The sequence below is a fragment of the Lentzea guizhouensis genome (genome assembly GCF_001701025.1).
Lineage (GTDB): Bacteria > Actinomycetota > Actinomycetes > Mycobacteriales > Pseudonocardiaceae > Lentzea > Lentzea guizhouensis.
Window position 1 is genome coordinate 2311809 of record NZ_CP016793.1, and the last position, 15592, is coordinate 2327400.

General features: G+C 71.0%; 14 protein-coding genes and 1 pseudogene. 6 read left to right on the top strand and 9 right to left on the bottom strand.

What is annotated here, in order from left to right; genetic code table 11:
* Nucleotides 1–2 precede the first annotated feature (2 nt).
* Nucleotides 3–449 (bottom strand): MarR family winged helix-turn-helix transcriptional regulator, encoded by a 447-nt coding sequence (locus tag BBK82_RS11585; protein ID WP_065920990.1) that lies wholly within the window; start codon nucleotides 447–449, stop codon nucleotides 3–5.
* A gap of 114 nt (nucleotides 450–563) precedes the next feature.
* On the opposite strand from BBK82_RS11585, the gene moaA reads away from it, so the two are divergent.
* On the top strand, nucleotides 564–1622 hold the full coding sequence (moaA, locus tag BBK82_RS11590; RefSeq protein ID WP_065915012.1) for a GTP 3',8-cyclase MoaA: 1059 nt from the start codon (nucleotides 564–566) through the stop codon (nucleotides 1620–1622).
* Between the two features lie 10 nt (nucleotides 1623–1632).
* A complete protein-coding gene (locus tag BBK82_RS11595; protein ID WP_335618076.1) occupies nucleotides 1633–1878 on the top strand; it encodes a MoaD/ThiS family protein in 246 nt (81 codons plus the stop codon).
* On the opposite strand, the gene BBK82_RS11600 is transcribed toward BBK82_RS11595, so the two are convergent.
* Nucleotides 1842–4322 carry an ATP-binding protein gene (locus tag BBK82_RS11600; RefSeq protein WP_065915014.1) on the bottom strand — a complete coding sequence of 827 codons (2481 nt, stop codon included), beginning with the start codon at nucleotides 4320–4322 and terminating at the stop codon, nucleotides 1842–1844. The genes BBK82_RS11595 and BBK82_RS11600 overlap by 37 nt on opposite strands.
* Nucleotides 4319–6751, bottom strand: coding sequence for an AAA family ATPase (locus BBK82_RS11605; RefSeq protein WP_065915015.1), 2433 nt, complete (start codon nucleotides 6749–6751; stop codon nucleotides 4319–4321). The genes BBK82_RS11600 and BBK82_RS11605 overlap by 4 nt, the downstream gene beginning before the upstream one ends.
* A gap of 413 nt (nucleotides 6752–7164) precedes the next feature.
* Here BBK82_RS11605 and BBK82_RS11610 point away from each other — a divergent pair, with 413 nt between their 5' ends.
* A complete protein-coding gene (locus BBK82_RS11610; protein WP_065915016.1) occupies nucleotides 7165–7821 on the top strand; it encodes a transglycosylase family protein in 657 nt (218 codons plus the stop codon).
* Nucleotides 7822–7926: 105 nt separating this feature from the next.
* Nucleotides 7927–8298, top strand: a complete 372-nt coding sequence (locus BBK82_RS50125) for a hypothetical protein (protein WP_154697255.1) — start codon at nucleotides 7927–7929, stop codon at nucleotides 8296–8298.
* A 284-nt stretch (nucleotides 8299–8582) separates the two neighbouring features.
* Here BBK82_RS50125 and BBK82_RS56140 read toward each other — a convergent pair.
* From BBK82_RS56140 to BBK82_RS11635, 4 genes and pseudogenes are all read right to left on the bottom strand, one after another.
* Nucleotides 8583–9475, bottom strand: a pseudogene (locus tag BBK82_RS56140) (molybdenum cofactor biosynthesis protein MoaE).
* Nucleotides 9472–9945 carry a cyclic pyranopterin monophosphate synthase MoaC gene (moaC, locus tag BBK82_RS11625; protein ID WP_065915019.1) on the bottom strand — a complete coding sequence of 158 codons (474 nt, stop codon included), beginning with the start codon at nucleotides 9943–9945 and terminating at the stop codon, nucleotides 9472–9474. Before moaC ends, BBK82_RS56140 begins: the two are co-directional and overlap by 4 nt.
* A gap of 145 nt (nucleotides 9946–10090) precedes the next feature.
* Entirely contained in the window at nucleotides 10091–11473 is a 1383-nt protein-coding gene (locus tag BBK82_RS11630) for an NAD-dependent malic enzyme (protein ID WP_065915020.1), read from the bottom strand.
* 105 nt (nucleotides 11474–11578) lie between these two features.
* A complete protein-coding gene (locus tag BBK82_RS11635) occupies nucleotides 11579–11764 on the bottom strand; it encodes a hypothetical protein (RefSeq protein ID WP_065915021.1) in 186 nt (61 codons plus the stop codon).
* An 85-nt stretch (nucleotides 11765–11849) separates the two neighbouring features.
* On the opposite strand from BBK82_RS11635, the gene BBK82_RS11640 reads away from it, so the two are divergent.
* Both BBK82_RS11640 and BBK82_RS56240 read left to right on the top strand, forming a co-directional pair.
* On the top strand, nucleotides 11850–13784 hold the full coding sequence (locus BBK82_RS11640; protein ID WP_335618077.1) for a helicase-associated domain-containing protein: 1935 nt from the start codon (nucleotides 11850–11852) through the stop codon (nucleotides 13782–13784).
* Between the two features lie 106 nt (nucleotides 13785–13890).
* Nucleotides 13891–14088, top strand: a complete 198-nt coding sequence (locus BBK82_RS56240; RefSeq protein ID WP_335618078.1) for a hypothetical protein — start codon at nucleotides 13891–13893, stop codon at nucleotides 14086–14088.
* A gap of 123 nt (nucleotides 14089–14211) precedes the next feature.
* Here BBK82_RS56240 and BBK82_RS11645 read toward each other — a convergent pair whose 3' ends face one another.
* Complete coding sequence (locus tag BBK82_RS11645) at nucleotides 14212–14817, bottom strand: GTP-binding protein (RefSeq protein ID WP_030470877.1); 606 nt, start codon at nucleotides 14815–14817, stop codon at nucleotides 14212–14214.
* Nucleotides 14798–15568 (bottom strand): DUF742 domain-containing protein, encoded by a 771-nt coding sequence (locus BBK82_RS11650; protein WP_071812583.1) that lies wholly within the window; start codon nucleotides 15566–15568, stop codon nucleotides 14798–14800. The genes BBK82_RS11645 and BBK82_RS11650 overlap by 20 nt, the downstream gene beginning before the upstream one ends.
* Between the last annotated feature and the right edge of the window lie 24 nt (nucleotides 15569–15592).

Genomic DNA, 15592 nt, shown 5'->3' on the forward strand with positions numbered 1-15592 from the left:
GTCTAAGTATCGATCACGCGCTTGCGGAACGTCTCGATCTGGAGCTTCAGATAACGCTCGATGACCGCGAGCTCAGCGTCGTCGAAGTGGCCGAGCACCTCGACGAGGCTGTGGTAGGCGTTGGCGAAGAGCTCCCCGAACTTCTCCACGTCGCCGACCGTGACCTCGACGAGGACCTTGCGCCGGTCGTGCGGGTCGCGGACGCGGCGGACGTACCCCGCGCGTTCGAGGCGGTCGATGACCCCGGTGACGGCGCCGGTGGACAGGCCGGAGAGCTCGGCGAGACGACCGGCGGTGAGCGGCCCGTCGGCCCTCATCGCGAGGTCGATGCACTTCTCGTCGGTCGCCGACAGCCCCATCTGCTCGGCGACCTTGGTGTGGAACATGACGGTGAGCGCGCTCTGCTCCCGCATGTACCAGGTGAACCTCTCCAGCACTTCCGGTTCCATGACGAACATCTTAGCTGCTAAGAGAATTCCTCGTGGGGTGCTCCAAACGGGCGGAACGTGAGAAACCTCGTTTGTGGAGTCATCTACAAGGAGTTGTTCATTAAGCTAAATAAGGTGACAGCAGTGGAGTTGGGACTACCCATCGTGCGCGGCACCCCCGACGCGTCCGCCCGTCCGGACACGCCGCTGCTCGTCGACCGGTTCGGGCGGGTGGCGAAGGACCTGCGGGTGTCGCTCACGGACCGCTGCAACCTGCGCTGCACCTACTGCATGCCGGCCGAGGGCCTCGACTGGCTGCAGAAGGACGAGCTGCTCACCGACGCCGAGCTGGTCAGGCTCATCCGGATCGCCGTGGTCGACCTGGGCGTCACCGACATCCGCTTCACCGGCGGCGAGCCGTTGCTGCGCCGCGGCCTGGAGCACGTGATCGCCTCGACGGCCGCGCTGGAGCCCCGGCCGCGGATGTCGATGACCACGAACGGCATCGGCCTCTCCCGCCGTGCGAAGTCGCTGAAGGACGCGGGCCTGAACCGCATCAACGTGTCGCTCGACACCCTCGACCCCGACCGGTTCGCCACGCTGACCAGGCGCGACCGCATCACCGACGTGCTCGACGGCCTCGACGCCGCGCGCGAGGCCGGCCTGGAGCCGGTGAAGGTCAACTCCGTGCTGCTGCGCGGCATGAACGAGGACGAGGCCGTCCCGCTGCTGCGCTTCTGCGTCGAGAACGGCTACCAGCTGCGGTTCATCGAGCAGATGCCGCTCGACCCGCAGCACGGCTGGACCCGCACGAACATGGTGACGGCCGAAGAGATCCTCGCGATACTGTCCACCGCGTACACGCTGACGCCCTACGAGGTCCCGCGCGGAGGCGCTCCCGCCGAACGCTGGCTGGTCGACGGCGGCCCCGCGGTCGTCGGCGTGATCGCCTCGGTGACCAGGCCGTTCTGCGCCGCCTGCGACCGCACCCGGCTCACCTCGGACGGCCAGATCCGCAACTGCCTGTTCAGCCGGTCGGAGACCGACCTGCGCGCGCTGCTGCGCGACGGCTCCCCCGACACGGCCATCGCCGACGCGTGGCGGGCCACGATGTGGGGCAAGGCGGCCGGGCACGGGATCAACGACGCGGGCTTCAGCCAGCCCGACCGGCCCATGAGCGCTATCGGAGGATGACGTGACAGCCGTGAAGATCCGCTATTTCGCGGGCGCGCGCGCTGCGGCCGGTGTCGCGGACGAAGACCTGGTGCTCGACGGCTCGCCGACCGTCGCGGTCGTGGTCAGCGCGATCGAGGAACGGCACGGGGACCGGTTGGCGAAGGTGCTGGCCGCGTCGAGCTTCCTGCTGGACGGGGTCGCCGTGCGGGACACGTCGGTGCCGGTGCCGGCCGGGGCTCAGCTGGACGTGCTGCCCCCGTTCGCCGGGGGCTGAGTCGCGGGCGGTCGTCCCGCAGGCGGCTGATCGACCCGCAGCCGGGCCAGCCTGCGTTCCCACAGCTTGCGGCCCGTCACGCGGGCCAGCTCCAGCGCGCGCACCCGCAGCCGTTCCGCCTCCTCGAACTCCCCCATCGCCAGCCTGATCTCCACCAGCTCCGCCACCACCTGCACCTGCCGCACCCGCAGCTGGCCGCGTTCGGCACGCTCGTCGGCCTCCACCGCGTGCCGCAGGGCCAGGGCGAGGTCGCCGGCGGCGCGGTGGTCGGTCGCCAGGCCCGCGAGTGACTGGACCTCTCCCCTGGCGAAACCGGCCTTGCGGGAGATGGCGAGGGACTGCTCGTGCTCGATGACGGCCTCCTCGACGCGGCCCTGGCGTTGCAGGGCCATGCCGAGGGTGATGCGGCCGTCGGCCTCGTTCGTGTCGTCGGCGCTCGCCACGGCGTGCTCGACGGCGGCGCGGGCGTCGGCTTCCGCGTCGGCGTAGCGGCCCTGTTCGAGGCGCAGGAACGCGCGGGTCTCCAGGCTGCGGCTCGGGAAGTGCGGGCCGAGCTCGGGCGTGGTGAGGGCGGCGACCTCGGTCAGGTAGCGCTCGGAGGTGTCGAAGTCGCCGGGGAAGAGATAGACCGAGGCGAGGCCCTGCAGGCAGTAGGCCACACCCGCGGTGAGACCCGAGGAGCGGGAGATGCGCAGCGCCTCCTCGCCGTAGGAGACGGCCAGGTCGAGCGGGCCGAGGTCGACCAGGATGCTGCTGAGGTTGTAGAGGGCGTTCGGGCTGCGTTCGATGGTCAGCGACTCCTGCATCGCCGCCACCGCCTCGGCGAGGTGGCCGAGCTCCCAGTGGATGATGCCGAGGTTGGTCAGCAGCGAGCCCAGCGACTGGCGGTCGCCGTGGTCGCGGGCCAGCGCCACGGCCCTGGTGTACTCGGGAAGGGCCTCGGTGAACTCGCCGGAACGCCAGTGCGCGAGGCCGAGCGAGCCGTGCATGGTGGCCTCGGCACGCTGGTCGCCGCGAGCACGGGCGGCGCGCAGGCCTGCCCTGGCGCTGGTCTGCCACTCGACGGCGTTCGCGGAGTGGTGCAGGAAGTAGGCGCGCATCGCGTCGGTCAGCTGCCAGGCGACGGGCTGGTCGGCGGCGGCGAGGACGGCGGCGACGATGTTCGGGCGTTCGGTGTCGAGCCAGGCCAGGGCACTCGGCATGGTGCTCAGGTCGGGCTCCGGCAGGCCGGTGAGCTCCGGCACCGGCAGGCGGTGCAGCTCCGGGTTCAGCGTGCGGCCCGCGCGGTCGGCGTTGAGCAGGTAGTACTCGAACAGGCGGGTCGGCGTGGCGTCGCCCAGCCGCAGTGCGTAGGCGCGGAGCAGGTCGTGCAGGCTGTGGCGGTCTTGCGCGCGTTGCACGAGGTTCGCCGCCACGAGCTGGTCCAGCGGTTCGGCGGCGGGCTCGCCGAGCAGTGCGGTCGCCGCCTCGACGCCGAAGTCCGGACCGGGGATCTGGCCGAGCAGCCGGAACAGGCGTCGCGCCCGCTCCGGCAACGCCAGGTAGGAGAGCTCGAACGTCGCGCGCACAGCCGCGTCACCCTCGATCTCCAGCGCGTCCAGCCTGCCGTCGCCGCGCAGGTCGGCGAGGTAGTCGGTGAGGTGGCGGTCGGTCAGGTGGGCCGCGGCGATCCGCAGGGCGAGCGGCAGGTGGGCGCACCAGCCGACGAGCTCGGCGCGGTCGGGCACCGCGCCGTCGACGCGCATGTTGGTGAGCAGCTCGTCGGCCTCGGCGTCGTCGAACACGCCGAGCCGCAGCTGCTCGTGGTCGGGCAGGTCGGTGCGGCTCGTGACGATCACCCGGCTGCCCGCGCCGGCCGGTAGCAACGGGGTGATCAGGTCGGCGGTGGCGTTGTCGATCACGACGAGCAGGCCGAGCTCGGCGGTCAGCTGCCGGTACAACGCGAGCTGCGCGCCGGGTGAGGCCGGGATCTGGTCGGCGCCCAGTGCCCGCAGGAACCGGGACAGCGCCTGTTCGACCGTCACCGGCTCGCTCTCCGAGAACGCGCGGAGGTTCACGTGCAGCTGCCCGTCGGGGTGGGCGTCGGCCAGCCGGTGCGCGAGGTGGACGGCGAGCGAGGTCTTGCCGACGCCGGGCGGGCCGGTGATCGCGAGCACCGGCGCCGTGGACGCCAGGGCCAGGGCGATCTCGCGGGTGCGGCCCACGAAGTCGGGCAGGTCGGCGGGCAGCTGGCGCGGGCCCGGTCTGCGCACGACCAGCCGGTAGCCGTGCGGTTCGGTGACCACGGCGTCGGTGGCGCGCAGGCGTTGGACGAGGTTGCGCAGCGCCGCCTTCGGGTTCGCCGGGCGGTCGTCACCCCAGACGGCGGTGATCAGCTCGTCGAACGCGACGGGCTGGCCGGGACGGGCGGCGAGGGCGGCGCGGAGCAGGTCGATCTTGGTCATGCGCGGTGGAGCTCCTCCTCCCAGAACCGGCACCCGGTCTCGGCCACGAGCACCAGGCCGGACTGCTTCGCCTCGTCCGCGGCGCGGTCGTCGCCGAGCTCCCGGTACACCCGCGCCAGCACGGCGAGCACCCGGATGCCGCGCACCCGCATCTCACCGGCGCGAGCGCGTTCGCGGCCCTGCAGCGCGAGCTTCAGCGCCTCGGTCAGCTCGCCGGCCGCGAGGTGGTCGGCAGCGAGCCCGGCCAGCGCGTTGACCTCGCCGCGCAGGTAACCGGACTTGAGGCTCATCGCGAGCGCCTCGTTGTGGGCGTGCATCGCCTGGTCGACCTCGCCGCGGGCGCGGTGCACCTCGCCGAGCGTGTCGTAGCCGTCGCCCTCGTCCTTGGCGCTGTGGGCCTCCTGCGCGAGTTCCAAGGCCTTCGTCGCGGTCACCAGAGCATCGTCGAGCCGGCCGCGGACGAGCGCGAGCTGAGCGTGCGAGTCGAGGCCGGGCACACGCCGAACGAGGCCTTCCGGAGCGGCGGCGCGCAGGGCGTCGGCCTTGGCGAGGAACTCCTCGGCACGGTCGTGCTCGCCGCACAGCTGCAGCACCTCGACGATCGCGTTCGACGCGAGGATCCGGCCGACCAGCAGGTCCCGGGCCTCCGCGATCTCCAGCGCGCGCGTGACGTGCGTGATCGAGGTAGACAGCGGGCCGAGGTCGAGGTGGACGCCGCCGAGGTTGAACAGCACGGCCGGGTTGTCCGGGGAGATCTCCAGCGCCTCGGCGAGGACGTCCGCGGCGACGCGCAGCCGGCCGAGCTCCCAGTTCACGATGCCGGTGTTGATCAGCAGCGAGGCCAGCACGCGTTCGTCGCGGTGCTCGCGCAGGATGGCGAGCGCCTTGCCGTAGTGCTCGACGGCGTCGGTGAGCTGGCCGCCGATGCTCCAGTGCGCGAGGCCGAGGCTGCCGTGCATGACGGCCTTCGCGATCTCGTCGCCCGCCTGCTGCGCCGCCCTGAGCCCGGCGCGGACGGCGGCGAACCACTCGACGTGGTGGGCCTGGAAGTGGAAGTGACCGCGGAGCATGTCGGCGAGCAGCCACGTGACGGGAACCGGGCCCGCCTGCTCGACGGCGGCGACGATGTTGGCGCGTTCGGCGTCGAGCCAGGCGACGGCGGCGGCTTCGGTGGTGAGGTCGTGCCGTGGCAGGTCTTCCGGCAGTGGCGGGAGCGGGAGCCGGAAGAACTCCTTGTTCAGTGTGCGCGCTGCTTCCTCCGCGTTCACCAAGTAGTAGTCGAGGAGTCTGGTGCGAGCGCTCTCATCGGTGCCGAGGTGCACTGCATATATGCGGAGCAGGTCGTGGAGGCTGTAGCGGTCGTGGGAGCGCTGCACCAGGTTCGCCTCGACGAGTTGACCAAGAGCCTCGGCGGCGCCTTGTCGCAGCAACGCGGTGGCCGCGCCGACGCCGAAGTCCTGGCCGGGGATCACCGCGAGCAGCTGGAAGAGTCGTTGTGCCACAACGGGTTGCGCCCTGTACGAGAGGTCGAACGTGGCGTTGACGGCGGCGTCGCCCTCGATCTGCAGCGCGTCGAGCCGGTCGTCGCCGCGCAGCTCGTCCACGTACTCGGGCAGGTAGCGGTCGGCGAGGTTCGCGCCGGCGATCCGCAACGCGAGGGGGAGGTTGGCGCACAAGCGGATCAGCTCGGCCCGGTCGCGCTCGCCGCCCTCGATGCGCATGTTGTCGAGCAGTGCGTGGGCCTCGTCCTCGTCGAACACGCCGAGCCGGATCTGCTCGTGCTCCGGGAGGTTCTCCCGGCTGGTCACGAGCACCCGCGCGGGCTCGGCGATCGGCAGCAGCGGGCCGAGGAGGTCGCGGGTGGCGTTGTCGATCACGAAGAGCACCCGGCGGTCGTGCAGCAGCCCGGCGAGCAGCTCGTGCTGGGCGGCGAGGTCGACGGGGACCTGCTCGGCGCCGAGCGCGCGGAGGAACCTGGCGAGCGCCTGCTCCGGTCGCACGGGTTCGCCCGGCGCGAACGCGCGGAGGTTGACGTGCAGCTGGCCGTCGGGGAAGCCGGCCCGCAGGTGGTGGGCGAGGTGGACGGCGAACGAGGTCTTGCCGACGCCGGGCGGTCCGGTGATCGCGAGGACGTTCGCGGTGCTGTCGAGGGCCTGGCGGAGCTCTCTGGTGCGGCCGACGAAGTCCGGGAGGTCGGCGGGCAGCTGGCTCGGACCCGGCGGCCGGCGGACGAGCCGGTAGCCGAGGGGCTCGGTGACGACCTGCTCGGTGCGGCGCAGGCGTTGCACGAGGTTGCGGAGCGCTGCCCGCGGGTTGCCCGGCGGGTCGGCAGGCCAGACGGCTGCGGTGAGGTCGTCGAAGGGAACCGGTTCGCCGGGGCGCGCGGCGAGTGCTTCGAGGAGTGCGCGCAGCCTGCTTGCCTCCGCCATGCCCTTGATCGTAGGGACGTCCCCCGGCGGTGAGGAGGCTGTCTCCGATGGCCTAACACTCGTGAGCCACGCCTCACTTTCGGTGATGAATCTCGGTCGATTCTCAGTATGGAAACAGACCGATAACGGCCACTTTGAGCTGCAGTTTTGTGGGGTTCCCACAAAAGGCCGGAACGTTACTGTGATGCGGCTCACATGCTGATAAGTTTTGCGAGCCCGGCATGAGCTACGTACGGTCACTTCTCGGTCGGCCCCGAACCGGCCAGAGCTACACCGGAGGACCCAGCACCGAACCCAGTCCAAGGGGTTCTCCGGAACAACCCCGAGCGAGAGAAACCGCCGGACTGGGACGCAGGAGCGCACCGGGCCCCGAACCCGAGCTGCTGCCGCAGGTGTGGCGGGACGAGAGGCACATGGCTTTCAACCGAGGCACGCAGGGCAAGCAGTCTTCCGCCGCTCGCACTATCGCCAAGGTCGCGGTCGCCGGCATCATCGCCGGTGCCCCTCTGGGCCTGGCCGTTGGCACCGCCAGCGCCGCCCCCTCGATGGACTGGGACGCCGTCGCCAAGTGCGAGAGCGGCAACAACTGGTCCATCAACACCGGAAACGGCTACTACGGTGGCCTCCAGTTCTCGATGCAGACGTGGCGCGGCCACGGAGGCCAGGGCAACCCGGCAGCCGCCTCCCGCGAGGAGCAGATCCGCATCGCCGAACGCGTGCTCCAGACCCAGGGCTACAAGGCCTGGCCGACCTGCGGCGTCAAGGGCCTCGGCGGCCAGACCGCCCCCGCCCCGGCCCGCAAGGCCGCCCCCGGCCCGCAGCAGCAACAGCGCAAGGTGCAGCCGCAGCCGCAGCCGCAGCAGCGCGCCGCTGCCGCCGTGCCGGTCGCCCCGGTCGCCGCTTCGAAGAACAACCCGAACGGCACCTACGAGATCAAGCCGGGCGACACGCTGTCGAAGATCGCTGACGAGCAGAAGGTCAGCGGCGGGTGGCAGGCGATCGTGGAGAAGAACAAGGAGTTCCTGACGAACCCCGATCTGATCTTCCCCGGTCACAAGATCGCGCTCTGAGGTTTGGTAGGGCGTTTGTAGCGAGCAGGGATCTCACCGCGACCCCCCGGCGGTGAGGTCCCTGTTCGTCGTTGGTGGGCCCGCCTGGGGCGTGCGTGGGCTTGCGTGGGGCGTGCGTGGCTTGCCTGGGCGGTGCGTGGGCTTTTCGTCTCGCTTCGCTCGATCAGCCTGGTCGATCACCTTGGCACCGGGGTTGAGCCGGCACTGGCCGAAATTTTGGAGTTCATCGCCGCTTCGCGACGATTGCGACTGGGGCTGTACCGCTACCCGTCGCTGCAGGTTAAAAAGCCTCGCCTTCGGCTCGATGGGCTCACCTGGGGTGCGTGGGCTTTCGTCTCGCTTCGCTCGATCAGGCTTGCCTGGCGGGTGCGGGAGGCGTCTCGTTTCGGCTCACTCAAGCTCACCCGGCCGAGTGAAGGCCGGTCGCTCGCTTCGTCTAATCACCCGGCGAGTGCGTGCTCCCGCGTCAACCGCTGAACCCCACTCGGTGCTTTCCGGCCCACGGTGCTTTCCGGCCCACGCGGTGCTTCTCGGCCCACGCGGCGCCCCGGAAGTGTCAGACCCGCTGAGTACGTTGGGCTGCGGGGGTCCTAGGTCGAAGGGGACCCCCGCGTCAGCCTGCGTGGCGGGACTGTCGTGGCGAGACCGTTGTGGCGAGACCGTTGTGGCGAGACCGTTGTGGCGAGACCGTTGTGGCGAGACCGTTGTGGCGAGACCGTTGTGGCGAGACCGTTGTGGCGAGACCGTTGTGGCGGGCCCGGTCAGGGGCAGTTGACCCACTCGTCGGTGTTGTCGGAGAAGACCTGTCGCTTCCACACCGGCAGCCGGGCCTTGACCTCGTCCACCAGGTCGGCGCAGAGGGCGAAGGCCTCCTTGCGGTGTTCGGCTGCGACTGCGCAGGCCAGGGCGACGTCGCCGATCTTCAGCGGGCCCACTCGGTGGGAGACCGCGATGCCGTGGACGCCCTCGTAGCGGTCGGCGAGGGAGTGGACGACCTCGGCCACCACGTCTGCCGCGGAGGGGTGGGAGTGGTATTCGAGTTCGAGGACTGAGCGGCCGCCGTCGTGGTCGCGGACCACGCCCGAGAAGGTGACCACCGCGCCTGCCCTGTCGGAGGTGACGAGGGTGGCGTGTTCCTCGACTGAGAGAGGGGCTTCTGTCACTGCGGCTCGCAGGACGACGCTCACTTGTGGTCACCTCCGCGGAGTTGGTCCAGGGCATGGTCCACGACCTTGGCGAGGACGTCCAGGCCGTCGCGGACGCCGCCGGTGGAGCCGGGCAGGTTGACGATCAGGGTGCGGCCCGCGACGCCTGCCACGCCTCGGGAGAGGACTGAGCCCGGGACCTGGGGCCAGCCTGAGGTGCGGATGACGTCGGCCAGGCCCGGGACCTCGTAGTCGAGGACTGCGCGGGTGGCTTCCGGGGTGCGGTCGGTGGGGGTGATGCCGGTGCCGCCGGTGGTGATGACCAGGTCGGCGCCGTTGGCGATGGCGGTCGTGAGGGCTTGTTGGACCGGGTCGCCGTCCGGGACCACGACCGGAGGGTCGACGGAGAAGCCGCGGTCGGTGAGCCAGGTGGTGATGATCGGGCCGCTGCGGTCTTCGTAGACGCCGGCGGCCGCGCGGTTGGAGGCGGTGACGACCACTGCTTTCACGGGCGTTCCCACAGGCCGGACTTGCCGCCTTCCTTGCGTTCGACGCGGACTGCGTTCAGGGTTGCCGCCGGGTCGACGGACTTCACCATGTCGTGCAGCGTCAGGCCCGCCACCGAGACCGCGGTGAGCGCTTCCATCTCCACGCCGGTGCGGTCGGTGGTGCGGACCGTGGCGGTGATGAGGACCGAGGTGTCCGCGAGGGCCAGGTCCAGCACGACGGAGGACAGGGCGATCGGGTGGCAGAGGGGGACGAGCTCCCAGGTGCGCTTGGCGGCCATGATGCCCGCGATGCGGGCGGTGGCCAGCGCGTCGCCCTTGGGGAGTCCGTCGGAGCCCAGCAGCGTCACCACCTCGGCGGTCGTCTGCAGCACGCCCGTGGCGACGGCCGTGCGGGTGGTCTGCTCCTTGCCGGACACGTCGACCATGCGGGCCGCGCCTTGTGAGTCCAGGTGGGTGAACTGCTTGGTCATGCTGCGATCGTATGCCCGCGCGGAGTGCGCGGCCCGTGTCCAAGGGCCCGCCAACCGCCCCCACCACACCCGTCCCGACGGTCACGCGGGAGTCCCGCGTTCCCAAAAAGGGAACGAAGGGCCCCCGCGTGACCGGAAAAGGGGGTTAGGAGGTGGCGGCCTTGCGGACGGCTTCGGCCACCGCCGGTGCCACGGTGTTGTCGAAGACCGACGGGACGATGAACGAGGCGTTCAGGCGGTCGCCGTCCACCACGTCGGCGATGGCCTGGGCTGCAGCCAGGAGCATGGCGTCGGTGATCGTGCGGGCGTGGGCGTCGAGCAGGCCGCGGAAGACGCCGGGGAACGCCAGGACGTTGTTGATCTGGTTCGGGAAGTCCGAGCGGCCCGTGGCGACGACGGCGGCGTGCTGCTGGGCCTCCATCGGGTCGATCTCCGGGTCCGGGTTGGCCAGGGCGAAGACGATGGCGTCCTCGGCCATCGTGGCGACCTGGTCGGCGCCGAAGAGGTTCGGGGCCGAGACGCCGATGAACACGTCCGAGCCGACCAGCGCGTCGTGCAGGCGGCCCGACTGGTTCTCCTTGTTGGTCGACGCGGCGATCGACTTCAGGTTCGAGTCCAGGCCCGGGCGGTCGCGGTGCACGATGCCGTCGACGTCCACGGCGATGATGTCGCCGGGCTCCTGGGCCTGCAGCAGGCGGATGATCGCGGAACCGGCGGCGCCGACGCCGCAGACCGTGATGCGGCAGTTCTTGATGTCCTTGCCGACGACGCGCAGGGCGTTGCGCAGAGCGGCGACGACCACGATCGCGGTGCCGTGCTGGTCGTCGTGGAACACCGGGATGTCGAGCTTCTCGCGCAGGCGGGCCTCGATCTCGAAGCAGCGCGGGGCGGAGATGTCCTCGAGGTTGATGCCGCCGTACACGGGAGCGATGAGCTCGACCGCGCGGATGATCTCCTCGGTGTCCTGGGTGTCCAGGCAGACCGGCCAGGCGTCGACGCCGGCGAACTTCTTGAACAGCGCGGCCTTGCCCTCCATCACCGGCAGGGCGGCGGCGGGGCCGAGGTTGCCCAGGCCCAGCACGGCGGAGCCGTCGGTGACCACGGCGACCGTGTTGCGCTTGATGGTCAGGCGGCGCGCGTCGTCCGGGTTCTTGGCGATCGCTTCACACACGCGAGCGACACCCGGCGTGTACGCGCGGGAGAGGTCGTCGCGGTTGCGCAGCGGCACCTTGGACGAGATCTCGATCTTGCCGCCGAGGTGCACGAGGAACGTGCGGTCCGACACCTTGCGGACGACGATGCCGGGCAGCGTCTCCAGCGTGTCGGTGATGTCCTTGGCGTGGTTCGCCGAGAGGGCGTTGCAGGTGAGGTCGATGACGACGCGGTCGTTGTGCGACTCCACGACGTCGAACGCCGTGATCACACCACCCGCGCGGCCGACGGCCGAGGTGAGGTCACCCGCGGCGCTCGCTGACGGCGGCGCCTCCAGACGAACGGTGATCGAGTAACCAGGGCCGGGGACCGGCATCGTTCCTCCCACGAATTGCTGCTCACGCGGGAAGTGAGCCTATCCCCGGCCCCAATGCGGAACGCACGCGACTCGACCAGTCTTAAGACCGGCCTGACACTCCACTCAGGACTTGTTGATCTCGGTCACCGGGTGGGTGTACGGGAGGTCCTCCACCGGCAGCGGGAACGTCACCGTGCCGAACGGGGAGAGCGCACCCTGCACGTCACTGGTCAGCTCGGTGACGGGGTGACCGCCTTCCGGGCCTTCCGGCCAGTGCGGGTCGACCCGTCCAGGGCGTCCTTTCGCCACGTTCTCCTCCTCGGTGGTGCCTGATGACGCGACAAGTGTGACAGAGGACGAGGAGATCTCCAGCGGCCCATATACCGTGGTGAGAATGTCCGGCATCACCCTCGCCGACTGGCTGCGCGCCCAGGACGACGACTCCCTCGTGGCACTGCTGCGTGCCCGCCCCGACCTGGCGACGCCCCCACCAGCCGATATGTCCGTGCTCGCGACACGGGTGGGCACCAGGGCGTCGATCGCGCGCGCCTGCGAGGACCTCGACACGTTCACGCTCGCGGTGCTGGAGGGCCTGGTCGTCCAGGGTGCGGACACCGCGCCCGTGGCCTTGGCCACACTCGCCGCGCTGCTCGGGCCGGACGTGAAGCCGAAGCCGCTCAGGCAGGCGCTCGCCCGGCTGCGGGCGCTGGCGCTGCTGTGGGGCGACGACGAGGCGATGTCGGTTCCCCCGGTGACCCGCGAGGCGTTCGGCACCTACCCGGCGGGCCTCGGCCGCGCGACCGGGCAGGCCTACGACCTGGACGGCATCACCGAGGGCGAGCAGCGGGTGCTGCAGAAGCTCGCCGCCGGACCGCCCATCGGCGACACCAGGGACGCCTCCAGGGTCGTGCCGCTGGAGAAGGCCGAGACGCCGGTGCAACGGCTGCTCGCCCGCGGCCTGCTGCTGCGCCGCGACCCCGGCACCGTCGAGCTGCCCCGCGAGATCGCCCTGCGGCTGCGCGGCGACCGCCCGCTCGGCCCGATCCAGGTCAGCGAACCCAGGCCGAGGACGAGCGCGGTCAAGCCGGAGAACGTCGACGCGACCGGCGGCGGTGAGGCGCTGGAGCTCGTCCGGCACGTCGAGAACCTGCTCGCGAGCTGGTCGGCCGAACCGCCACCGGTGCTGCGCACGGGCGGGCTGGGCGTGCGGGAGCTGCGCAAGGTCGCGAAGGACCTGGCCGTCGACGAACAGCGCGCCGCCCTGCTGATCGAGCTGGTGGTCGGCGCCGACCTGGCCGCGAACACCGAGGCCGCCGAACCGGAGTGGGTGCCGACGACCAAGGCCGACGTCTGGCTCGCCGCGCCCGCCGAGGTCCGCTGGCCACGCTCGCGCACGCCTGGCTGGAGCTCCCCGGCTGCCGGCGCTGATCGGCCGCCGCGACGAGAAGGACAAGCTCCTCAACCCGCTGGCCGACGAGATCCGCCGCGCCCAGGCCCCGCGCGACCGCCGCTGGGTGCTCGACACCCTCGCCGACCTGCCGAGGGCACGGCGATCGGCGGTGCCGCGGACCTGGCCGGGCTGCTCGCCTGGCGGGCGCCGCGCCGGGCGGGGCAGCGCGACGAGCTGGTGCGCTGGACCGTCGAGGAGGGCACCGCCGTGGCGTGCTCGCGCTCGGGCGGTCACCAGCGCCGGCCGGGTGCTGCTCGAGGAGGGAGCGGGCACGCCGCCAAGGCGCTGGCCGACGCGTTGCCGGAGCCGCTCGACCACGTGCTCGTGCAGGCCGACCTGACCGTCGTCGCGCCCGGCAGGCTCGAACCGGAGCTGGCCGCCGAGCTGGCGCTCGTCGCGGACGTCGAGTCGGCGGGCAGCGCCACGGTCTACCGGATCGGCGAGCACACGGTCCGGCGGGCGCTCGACTCCGGCCGCACCGCCGACGAGCTGCACGAACTGTTCAAGCTCCGGTCGCGCACGCCCGTCCCGCAGTCGCTGACCTACCTGATCGACGACGCGGCCCGCAGGCACGGCCGGTTGCGCGGCGGGGCCGCCGGGTCGTTCCTGCGCTGCGACGACCCGGTGCTGGTCAGCGAGGTGCTGGCCCACCCGGAGGCCACGAGGCTGGAGCTGCGCCGGATCGCGCCAACGGTGCTGGTCAGCCCGTTGCCACTGGCCGAGGTGCTGGACGGGCTGCGCTCCGCCGGGTTCGCCCCGCCGCGGAGGGCCCCGACGGCCAGGTGCTGGACCTGCGCCCGGCGGCCGCCGCACCACGCCCGGCAGCGGTCGGCGCGCAAGCCCGTGTCACCCGCCGTGCCGCCGACGAACGGTTGGTGAACTCGTCCGGCTGGTCCGCGCCGGTGACCGTGCCGCCGCGACACCACGGGGTGAACGCGTCGCCGTCCCCGGCCACCTCGGCGCGGGCCCGTCGGCGACGCTGTCGTTGCTGCAGGAGGCCGCCAGGGCGCGGCGGAGCGTGCTGGTCGGGTTCGTCGACTCGCACGGCACGGCGGCCCAGCGCGTGATCGAGCCGCACATCGTGGGCGGTGGCGTGCTGGAGGGCTACGACCACAGCTACGGAGAGGTGCTGAGGTTCCCACTCCACCGCGTCACGTCCGCGGCGCTGGTGGACGAGTCCTGATCCACCGGGTCGCGGGTCAGCGGAGCCGGGCCGGACCACGACGACGAGGCGAGCGCCGCACCCGGAGGTGGCGCTCGCCTCGTCGTCGTGGTTCTCGTCGTCGCGGTGACCCGGCTGCGGAGATCAGCCGGCGCGGACGGACATCCACTGGCGCATCGCGTGCTCCACCAGCGTGATGAGCGTCTGCTTCGTCGACTGCCGGTTGCGCGCGTCGCACGTCACGATCGGCACCGACTCGTCGATCGTCAACGCCTCACGCACGTCCTCCAGCCTGTGGTGCAGGAGGCCGTCGAAGCAGTTGACGCCGACGACGTACGGCAGCTGCCGGTCGTCGAAGAAGTCGATCGAGGCGAACGCGTCGGCCAGGCGGCGGGTGTCGACCAGCACGATGGCGCCGATGGCACCCCGTACGAGGTCGTCCCACATGAACCAGAACCGGTGCTGACCCGGTGTACCGAAGAGGTACAGGATCAGGTCGCTGTCGAGCGACACGCGGCCGAAGTCCATCGCGACCGTCGTGGTGACCTTGTTCGGCGTGGCGGAGAGGTCGTCCACCCCCGCGCTGGCCTCGGTCATCACCGCCTCGGTGGTCAACGGGACGATCTCGGACACCGAGCCGACGAACGTCGTCTTGCCAACACCGAAGCCACCCGCCACGACGATCTTGGCGGACGTAGTCGGCTTCCGTGCGCCCTCGGCGCCCTGGGGACTAGAGCCTGCGAAGCCCACTGAGCACCCTCTCCAGGAATTCCATGGAAGGCCGGTCCCCCACGACCAGACCGCCCTGGTGAATCAAAACCAATCCCATGCTTGCCATGTCGCCGATCAACACCCGCACGACGCCGAGTGGCAAACGCAGGAGTGCCGCGACCTCGGCCACCGACCGCGTGTCCACACACAGCCCGCAGATCGACCTGTGCTCGGGAAGAACTGCGGCATCCCGTTCGAGGCCACGCTCGCTGGTCGAAATCAGCGCCTCGATCGCAAGGTCGTAGTCGGGTCGTGTGCGTCCACCGGTGCGTGTGTAAGGCCGCACCAGTGAACCCGAGTCCGCGGACGCATTCTCCTCCGGCCGCACAGCAGGCTGTGCACCGGTGCTGTACGCAGGTTGGGCGCCCGTGCTGTACACCGGCTGCGGACCGGTGGTGTACGGCAGTTGTTCGGGCACCGCGTCCGGCATCTCGTGCTGGCCGAACAGGTCCGCACCGGGGCCACCGAACAACCCGGTGCCGTACCCGTCTAGGTCGAACCGGTTCGGCACGTCGTCGTACGGATACGACGACGAGTCATCCACCTCACGCTGAGACATATCGCCTAGCCCTTGCCCTGTAACCCGCTCATCGTGGGGTGCGTCCTCGGCTTCCTCTGGTTCTGGGGGCGGTGCGTCCGGCTCCTCGAACTGAAAGCCACCAGCCGCCCACTCCTGGTAGTTGAAGTTCCTACCCAAGCGGCGACCACCGGCGCCAGGTCTCCGAGCCATCTCATCTCACCCCTGTGATACCAG